A 7801-nucleotide genomic window follows, 5' to 3' on the forward strand; every position below is an offset into this window, starting at 1 on the left:
CTACGTGCTGACCGTCGCCGTGTCGGTCGCCGCGGGCGTGTCGAACATCGTCTCGGCCTTCCCTGCGCTCGCCCCGCACGCCGTCGCCCTGTCGGCGGGCATCGTCGTCGTGCTGGCCCGCGCACCCGCGCCACCTGATCACCGAACCCGGCATGGGGTACCGGTTCGAGCCGTAGGGTGCCCGCTAGTATCTGCGTATGGATGCAGAGACTGAGACAGCTGGTCTCGACGACGACCAGGTCCTCCTCGCCGTGGAGGTCTTCCACATGCTGGCCGACCCCACGCGGGTCCGGCTGCTGTGGGCACTGCTCGGCGGCGAGCTGCCCGTCAACGAGCTCGCCGTGCGGGTGGGCAAGCCTGCGCCGTCGGTGTCCCAGCACCTGGCCAAGCTGCGCCTCGCGCGACTCGTCCGCACCCGGCGGGCCGGGACGAGCGTGTACTACCGGATCGAGAACGAGCACATCGCGCAGCTCGTGACCGACGCCGTGCACAACGCCGAGCACGCTGCGTCGGACTCCCCCGCACACCACCGCGAGCCCGCTACGGCCGTGCCCGTCGGCGAGCCCCACCCGGATCGAGGCGCACGATGAGCCACGAGCACGTCCCCACTGCGGCTCACACCGCCGGTCATGAGCACGAGCACGGTCACGACCACGAGCACGGCCACCAGCACCCGACGGGCCTCCGCGGCGCGCTCCACGGCCTGCTCACCCCGCACAGCCACGACGCGGCTGACTCGATCGACGACGCCCTCGAGGGCAGCGCTCGCGGGATCCGGGCAGTGAAGGTCAGCCTCGTCGGGCTCGGTGCCACAGCCGTCGCGCAGCTCGCGATCGTGGCCGTGTCGGGCTCGGTCGCGCTTCTTGCCGACACGGTCCACAACTTCTCCGACGCCTTGACCGCCATCCCGCTGTGGATCGCGTTCGCCCTGACCAGGCGCGCGCCCAGCAAGCGCTACACCTACGGGTACGGTCGCGCGGAAGACCTCGCCGGCCTGTTCATCGTGGCCATGATCGCGCTGTCCGCGGTGGTCGCCGGTGTGGAGTCCGTGCGTCGACTGATCTCACCTCAGGGGGTCGAGCACGTCTGGTGGGTGGCTGCCGCCGGACTCGTCGGGTTCGCGGGCAACGAGCTCGTCGCTGTGTACCGCATCCGGGTGGGCCGGCAGATCGGTTCGGCTGCCCTCGTCGCCGACGGGCTGCACGCCCGCACCGACGGGTTCACGTCGCTGGCCGTCCTTGTCGGCGCGATCGGAGTCGCGTCCGGCTTCCCGCTCGCCGACCCGATCGTCGGCCTCGTCATCACCGTCGCGATCGTCGTCCTGCTCCGCAGCGCCGTGCGCGACGTCTTCCGTCGCCTCATGGACGGCGTCGACCCCGGGCTCGTCGACCGCGCCGAGCACACTCTCGCGTCGGTTCCCGGTGTCCTCGGCGTGCGTCGCGTGCGGATGCGGTGGATCGGTCACTCCCTGCAGGCCGACGCCGTGCTCGACGTCGATGCCGCGGTCGACCTCGGTGAGGCCCACCGGATCGCCCACGATGCCGAGGAGCATCTGAAGCGGGCGATCCCACGGCTCAGCGAAGCCGCCATCCATGCCTACGCCCACCCAGGCGAGGACCCCGCCGACCCCGGTGACGAGCTCGCAGCCTAGGTCGACCGCACGGGAGCAGCGTGTCCGTGCGAGCATGCGGTCGTGGGCGCGGGTTGCCCGCCCCGACGGAGCGGAGGAGACCTCGTGACACGGAGGGGCGAGAAGGTGATGCCGGCCCCGGTCAGCGACCGGGAGGCGTTGACGCGGCGCTGGTTCCTCTCGGCTGACGAGCGCGGCAACCCCAGCACCTCGATCGACAGCCGCCATCCCGACGGGCTCGCCTGGTCGACGGGCAACCGCGTCCGTGCCCTCATCCACGGGTCGGTCTACTTCGCCGAGCTCCACGCCGCCGTCGAGTCCATGGGCAGTGGCGACCTGCTCCTGTTCACGGACTGGCGGAGCGACCCTGACGAGCTGCTCACCGGCCCCGGCTCCGAGGTCGGGGCGGTCATCGCAGCAGCGGCACGTCGCGGCGTCGACGTCCGTGGCCTCGTGTGGCGATCGCACCTGGACCAGCTCAACTTCAGCGCGAGCACGAACCGCGCTCTCGGGGACGAGATCGAGGCCGCGGGCGGCCAGTGCCTCCTCGACATGCGTGTCCTCCGACTCGGCTCGCACCACCAGAAGCTCGTCGTGCTGCGCCACGCCCGTCACCCGGAGCGAGACATCGCGTACATCGGCGGGATCGACCTGTGCCACGGCCGTCGCGACGACGCGGCCCACCACGGTGACCCCCAGGCCCAGCCGATGGCTGCCGTCTACGGACCGCGACCGCCATGGCACGACGTCCAGCTCGCGGTCCAGGGACCCGCGGTGGGCGACGCGGAGACGGTGTTCCGTGAGCGCTGGGACGACCCTGCGCCGTTGAGCCGCAGCCCGGTGCGGATCGTCGTCGACCTCGTCCGCGGCCAGGACCGGCGGGCGCGCCCGATGCCACCCCAGCACCCTGACCCCGCGCCGTGCGGCTCGGCCGCCGTCCAGCTGCTGCGCACCTACCCGAACCGCGCACCGGGTTACCCGTTCGCCCCGCGAGGCGAGCTGAGCGTCGCCCGCGGGTACCGCAAGGCGCTGGCTCGGGCGCAGTCGCTGATCTACATCGAGGACCAGTACCTCTGGTCGGTCGACGTGGCGCGCGTCTTCGCCGACGTCCTCGCGCGGCGCCCCTCGCTGCGGCTCGTCGTGGTGATCCCTCGGTTCCCCGACCAGGACGGGGGCACCTCGATGCCGCCGAACCTGATCGGACGCGAGGTGGCCATGAGGGTGCTGCGCGCGGCTGCCGGCCCACGCGTGGCCGTCTACAGCATCGAGAACGCGGAGGGCACCCCCGTCTACGTGCACGCCAAGGTCTGCGTGATCGACGACACCTGGGCCTGCGTCGGATCCGACAACGCGAACCGTCGCTCCTGGACGCACGACAGCGAGCTGAGCTGCGCGGTGGTGGACGCAGGTTCCGCGTCCTCGGAGTCGTGGCCCCGGACGCTGCGGCTCGACCTGAGCCGCGAGCACCTGGGTGCGGACCTCGACCCCACCGCGCTGAGCGACCCATCGCGTTCGTTCGATGCGTTCCGTGCGGCCGCAGCAGCCCTCGACGCCTGGCACCGTGACGGGCGTCGCGGCCCGCGGCCGCCCGGTCAGCTCCGGCGGTACACCCAGCCCGCCCTGTCGCCGTGGACCCGCGCCTGGGCCACCCCGCTGTACCGCGTGCTGTACGACCCCGACGGTCGATCGTTCGTCAAGCGCTGGGCGCGGCGCTTCTAGGGGCGCCAATGGCTCCGAGGCCCGCGGACCCCTGGTCGGTGAACCCGTGTCCGCTCAGGAGGCCTTGGTCCGGGCCTTCCTGGCTGGCGGGGCTGGCTCCGGCAGCGCCTCGGCGGTCGACCGTCTCGTCCGCGCGGCCGGTTTCGTCGCGGTGGCGGGCGGCGTGCTCGTCACCCCTGCCGCACCAGCGCCCTTGGCACCAGTCCCGGCCTTCCTCGCGGCGGGCCGGGCAGCCGCACTGCGGGCCCGCTTCGCGGCCGGTACGGGTTGCGGTGCCTCGGCGGGTTCGCCGCGAGCCGCACGTGCCTTCTCGACACTGCGCTGCAGCGCAGAGAGCAGGTCGATGACCTCCCCTCCGGACTCCCGCGCGGCGGTTGCTCTCGCGTCGTCCTCGTCGGGAACCGTGGTCACCCCACCTGCCGCGACCTTGGCCTCGATGAGCTGCTCGAGCGCGGCCTGGTAGCTGTCCTCGAACGCTGAGGGGTCGAAGTCGGACGCGAGCGACTCGACAAGCGAGGACGCCATGCTGAGCTCTTGCGGCCGGACCGTGATCTCGGTGTCGAGGACGGGGAAGTCGGCCTCGCGCACCTCGTCGGGCCACAGGAGAGTCTGCAGGCAGATGACGTCGTCACGCACACGCAGCACGGCCATGGACTCGCGTTGGCGCAGGGCGACCTTGACCACGGCCATCCGATCGGTCGCAGCGAGCGCACCCCGCAGCAGCGCGTACGGTTTCGCCGCGGTCTTCTCCGGCTCGAGGTAGTAGGTCTTGGCGAGCATGATCGGATCGACCTGGTCGGCCGGCACGAACTCGAGGACCGAGATCTCGCGCTCGGTGGCCAACGGAAGCTCGGCCAGGTCCTCGTCGGTGAGGACGACCATGTGTCCGTCGTCCGTCTCGTAGCCCTTGGCCAGGTCGCTCATCTCGACCGTCTCACCGCACACGCTGCACCTCTTGGCGTAGCGGATCCGTCCTGCGTCCTTGCGGTGGACCTGGTGCAACGGGACCTCGTGCTCCCCCGTGGCGGCGTACAGCTTGACCGGCACGTTGACCAGACCGAAGGCCACCGCACCCTTCCAGATGGCGCGCACCTCACACCTCCTCGCCCGACCAGCCCGCCGGTGCACCCGCCGCGCCGGATTGTCCGTGTCTGGGCAGGATGGACCCGTGGAGCCCATGCTCGCCACCCGAGCGGCCGGTCGGTCTGATCTCCCGACGGGCCCGGACTGGGTCTTCGAGGTCAAGTGGGACGGCGTGCGAGCCCTGGCCGACACCACTCGGGGGCCGCTGCACCTGCTGAGCCGGACGGGCCGGGACATCACGGTGACGTACCCCGAGCTCGCCGGGCTCGCCGCCGTCCAGGGCGCGGTGCTGGACGGCGAGATCGTCGCGATGGAGGCCGGGGTCCCGTCGTTCGAGGCCCTCGCCGAGCGGATGCACGTGCGGGATCCCACCCGGGCGGCCGCCCTCGCGAGCCGTCGTCCCGTGGCCTACCTCGTGTTCGACGTGCTCGAGCTCTACGGCGTCGACCTCACCAGGAGGTCGTTCGACGATCGTCGGGCGACGCTCGAGCGTCTCGACCTGCCCGCCCCGGCTCAGCTCTCGCCCCTCTACCCCGATGTCGACGACCTGTGGGAGGTCACGCGCGAGCACGGTCTGGAGGGAGTCCTCGCCAAGCGCAGAGCCTCGACCTACCAGCAGGGCCGCCGGTCGCCCGACTGGATGAAGGCGACCCATCGCACGACCCGCACGGCACTCGTCGGAGGCTGGCTGCCCGCCGCGGGCAGCGGCGTTGCGCTCGGCTCTCTCATGCTCGGCGCCCCCGACGGTGACGGGCGGCTGAGGTGGCTCGGACGCGTGGGCAGCGGGCTGGCGGGCCCGAGCGGCACCCTGCTCGCCGGTCGCCTCGCGTCGCTCGCCCGCGCGACGACCCCGTTCGACGACACCATCCCGGCCGCGGACACCGTGGGGGTCCGCTGGTGCGATCCGACGGTGCTGGTCGACATCACGTACATGGCGCGGACCCGGGCCGGGCGCCTGCGACACCCGGTCGTGCGGGGCATGCGCGAGGACGTTCCCGCGGACGCCTGGGAGGTCCCGTGAGACGGCCCCGGACGCCTCGGGGCAGGGACTCGCCGCGCGCGCTCCGACGTGGTTGGTTGGGACCGTGACCAGTCAGCAGGAGTCGTCGATCGAGCCCTCGAACCAGCACTCCGGGGAGCCGCACCGCGGCGGTCTGGCGCAGCGGCTGAACTGGTTGCGTGCCGGCGTGCTCGGCGCGAACGACGGCATCATCTCCGTCGCGGCGATCGTCGTCGGCGTCGCGGGGGCCACCTCGTCGTCGAGTCAGATCCTCACGGCCGGCGTCGCCGGGCTCGTCGGTGGCGCGGTCTCCATGGCGCTGGGCGAGTACGTCTCGGTGAGCAGCCAACGGGACAGCGAGAACGCGCTGATCGCGAAGGAACGGCTCGAGCTCGAGACCGACCCCGACGCCGAGCTGGCCGAGCTGACGGGCCTGTACGAGGCGCAGGGCCTGAGCTCCGACACCGCGCGCCGGGTCGCGGAGGAGCTGACGGCGCACGACGTGCTCGCCGCCCACCTCTCGACCGAGCTCCACATCCAGCAGGACGACATCGTCAGCCCGTGGCACGCGGCGTTCGCGTCCGGTCTGTCCTTCACGGTCGGAGCCCTCCTGCCGATGGCCGCGATCCTCCTGCCACCGGCCTCGATGCGGGTGCTCGTCACGTTCGCCGCCGTGCTCGTCGCCCTGGCCCTCACCGGGGCCCTCAGCGCCTACATCGGCGGCAGCTCACGATGGCGGGCGGCGACGCGGATCGTGGTCGGCGGGGCAGCGGCGCTCACGGCCACGTTCCTCATCGGAGCCCTTCTCGGGACCCGGGTCAGCGGGTAGCGGCCGGCGGGCGCGGCGGCGCATCCGCCGGCCACAAGGTCAGCTGGACGGCGCGAGCGCCGAGCAGGAACGCGCCGGCGAAGAGCCAGCCCCCGATGACGTCGGTCGGCCAGTGGACGCCCAACCAGACCCTCGACCAGCCGACGCCGGCCGCCCACGTCCCAGCCACGGCCCAGACCGTGGCGCGGCCGAGCGCCGTCGTCACGTGACGACTGACGGTCCACCCGACCAGGCCCGCCGCGACGGTCGCCGCTGTCGTATGGCCCGATGGAAAGGCGAACCCACCGGCCGCGCCCGCCCAGTCGGCGAGCGGTGGCCGGACCCGACCGGTGGCGCGGTTGATCGCGAGGCCGAGGGCGACGCCGAGTCCGCCGACGCTCACGAGCAGGGCCCCCGCGCGCGTTCGGGCGAACGGCCGGGTCTCAGCCGTGGCGATGACGGCGGCCAGCACGACGAGCGGCAGCGCGACGTCGGTCTGCCCGAACCAGCTCAGGCCCCGTGCGAGACCGATCGTCGCGGAGGTCCGCTCGCTCAGCACCCAGTCGTGCACCCCGCGGTCGAACCCCGGCACGCCGGGCGCCACGCTCCGCGTCCACACCACGAGCGACGCGAGCCCCGCTGCCAGGCACCCCGCGGCGACCCCGGACCGCGCCGCTGCGCGACCGGCAGACAGACGGAACCGGCGCGAGGGAGGCATCGGGGCAGTCTCCCAGGCGCACGGCCAGACGTCCTGCGCACGACCGCTGTCGCGCGCTCGACGTGCGAACCCCGGGAGTTCACGGACAATTTCTCAGCAGGGGGAAATGCCGATGTGCCGTCGACGTGGAAAGGATCGCCAGATGGCCTCGCAAGGCTCCCGGATCGCTGATGCCGGGCGAGAGGCGTCGAACAGCCGCCAGATGCAATGGGCTGCGCGCGCGGGCCTCACCGCGCGCGCCGTCGTCTATCTCCTGATCGGGGTGCTCGCGGTGCTGGTCGCCCGCGGTCGACCCGCCGAGGTCGACCAGAAGGGCGCGCTCGCGGAGGTCATCGCCCACCCGTTCGGCGGCTGGCTGGTCGCGCTCGCGGCTGTGGGCTTCGCGGGCTACGCGCTGTGGCGGCTGTCCGAGGCGGCGTTCGGCGTCGTCGGCGAGAGACGTGCCGTCGGCCCGAGAGTTCAGTCGTTCGTCCGTGGCCTCGTCTACGCGTTCCTCGCGTACTCGGCGGTCGCGTTGCTGCAGGGGTCGAACACCGGCCAGAGCAGTCAGCAGAAGGGCTACGCCGCGGCGGTCATGGCCCACCCCGGCGGCCGGTGGGTCGTCGGGATCGCCGGTGCAGTCGTCGTCGGCGTCGGCGTCGCCCTCGTCGTCGAGGGGCTGCGGCTGAAGTTCATGCGGAACTTCTCCGGTCGGGCCCTGCCACCCCGCGCCCGCACGCTGGTCACCCAGCTGGGGCGGGTCGGGACGACGGCGCGCGGACTCGTCTTCGCACTCGCGGGCGGGCTCGTCGTCGCTGCCGCCTGGACCTACGACGCCAACAAGGCGGGCGGGCTCGACGGCGC

The 7801-nt window shown here is 72.6% G+C and carries 8 protein-coding genes; 6 read left to right on the forward strand and 2 right to left on the reverse strand.

Translation table 11 applies throughout. The features are described from left to right. Positions 1 to 197 precede the first annotated feature (197 nt). The 3 genes from VFW79_RS08135 (at position 198) to VFW79_RS08145 (ending at position 3349) form a co-directional block, all read left to right on the forward strand. Positions 198 to 590, forward strand: coding sequence for a metalloregulator ArsR/SmtB family transcription factor (locus tag VFW79_RS08135; protein WP_329676810.1), 393 nt, complete (start codon positions 198 to 200; stop codon positions 588 to 590). Next, positions 587 to 1651 carry a cation diffusion facilitator family transporter gene (locus tag VFW79_RS08140; RefSeq protein ID WP_329676811.1) on the forward strand — a complete coding sequence of 355 codons (1065 nt, stop codon included), beginning with the start codon at positions 587 to 589 and terminating at the stop codon, positions 1649 to 1651. The genes VFW79_RS08135 and VFW79_RS08140 overlap by 4 nt, the downstream gene beginning before the upstream one ends. 84 nt (positions 1652 to 1735) lie before the next feature. After that, a complete protein-coding gene (locus VFW79_RS08145; protein ID WP_329676812.1) occupies positions 1736 to 3349 on the forward strand; it encodes a phospholipase D family protein in 1614 nt (537 codons plus the stop codon). 54 nt (positions 3350 to 3403) lie between these two features. Here VFW79_RS08145 and VFW79_RS08150 read toward each other — a convergent pair whose 3' ends face one another. Continuing rightward, entirely contained in the window at positions 3404 to 4441 is a 1038-nt protein-coding gene (locus VFW79_RS08150; RefSeq protein ID WP_329676813.1) for a Ku protein, read from the reverse strand. 85 nt (positions 4442 to 4526) lie between these two features. Between VFW79_RS08150 and ligD the strand changes: the two genes are divergently transcribed. Beyond that, positions 4527 to 5453 carry a non-homologous end-joining DNA ligase gene (ligD, locus tag VFW79_RS08155; RefSeq protein ID WP_329676816.1) on the forward strand — a complete coding sequence of 309 codons (927 nt, stop codon included), beginning with the start codon at positions 4527 to 4529 and terminating at the stop codon, positions 5451 to 5453. 64 nt (positions 5454 to 5517) lie between these two features. Further along, on the forward strand, positions 5518 to 6261 hold the full coding sequence (locus tag VFW79_RS08160; protein WP_414647914.1) for a VIT1/CCC1 transporter family protein: 744 nt from the start codon (positions 5518 to 5520) through the stop codon (positions 6259 to 6261). On the opposite strand, the gene VFW79_RS08165 is transcribed toward VFW79_RS08160, so the two are convergent. Continuing rightward, positions 6251 to 6958: a phosphatase PAP2 family protein gene (locus VFW79_RS08165; protein WP_329676814.1), complete on the reverse strand. Its 708-nt coding sequence runs from the start codon at positions 6956 to 6958 to the stop codon at positions 6251 to 6253. The two genes, VFW79_RS08160 and VFW79_RS08165, sit on opposite strands and share 11 nt — an antisense overlap. Before the next feature lie 142 nt (positions 6959 to 7100). Between VFW79_RS08165 and VFW79_RS08170 the strand changes: the two genes are divergently transcribed. Continuing rightward, on the forward strand, positions 7101 to 7801 hold a 701-nt coding region (locus VFW79_RS08170; RefSeq protein WP_329676815.1), incomplete at its 3' end, for a DUF1206 domain-containing protein.

It is taken from the genome of Cellulomonas sp., assembly GCF_036279715.1.
Taxonomy (GTDB): Bacteria; Actinomycetota; Actinomycetes; order Actinomycetales; family Cellulomonadaceae; genus Cellulomonas_A.

Coding starts and splice junctions, on each gene's coding strand:
- VFW79_RS08135 (WP_329676810.1), top strand. CDS start 198: ATGGATGCAGAGACTGAGACAGCTGGTCTCGACGACGACCAGGTCCTC.
- VFW79_RS08140 (WP_329676811.1), top strand. CDS start 587: ATGAGCCACGAGCACGTCCCCACTGCGGCTCACACCGCCGGTCATGAG.
- ligD (WP_329676816.1), top strand. CDS start 4,527: ATGCTCGCCACCCGAGCGGCCGGTCGGTCTGATCTCCCGACGGGCCCG.
- VFW79_RS08165 (WP_329676814.1), bottom strand. CDS start 6,958: ATGCCTCCCTCGCGCCGGTTCCGTCTGTCTGCCGGTCGCGCAGCGGCG.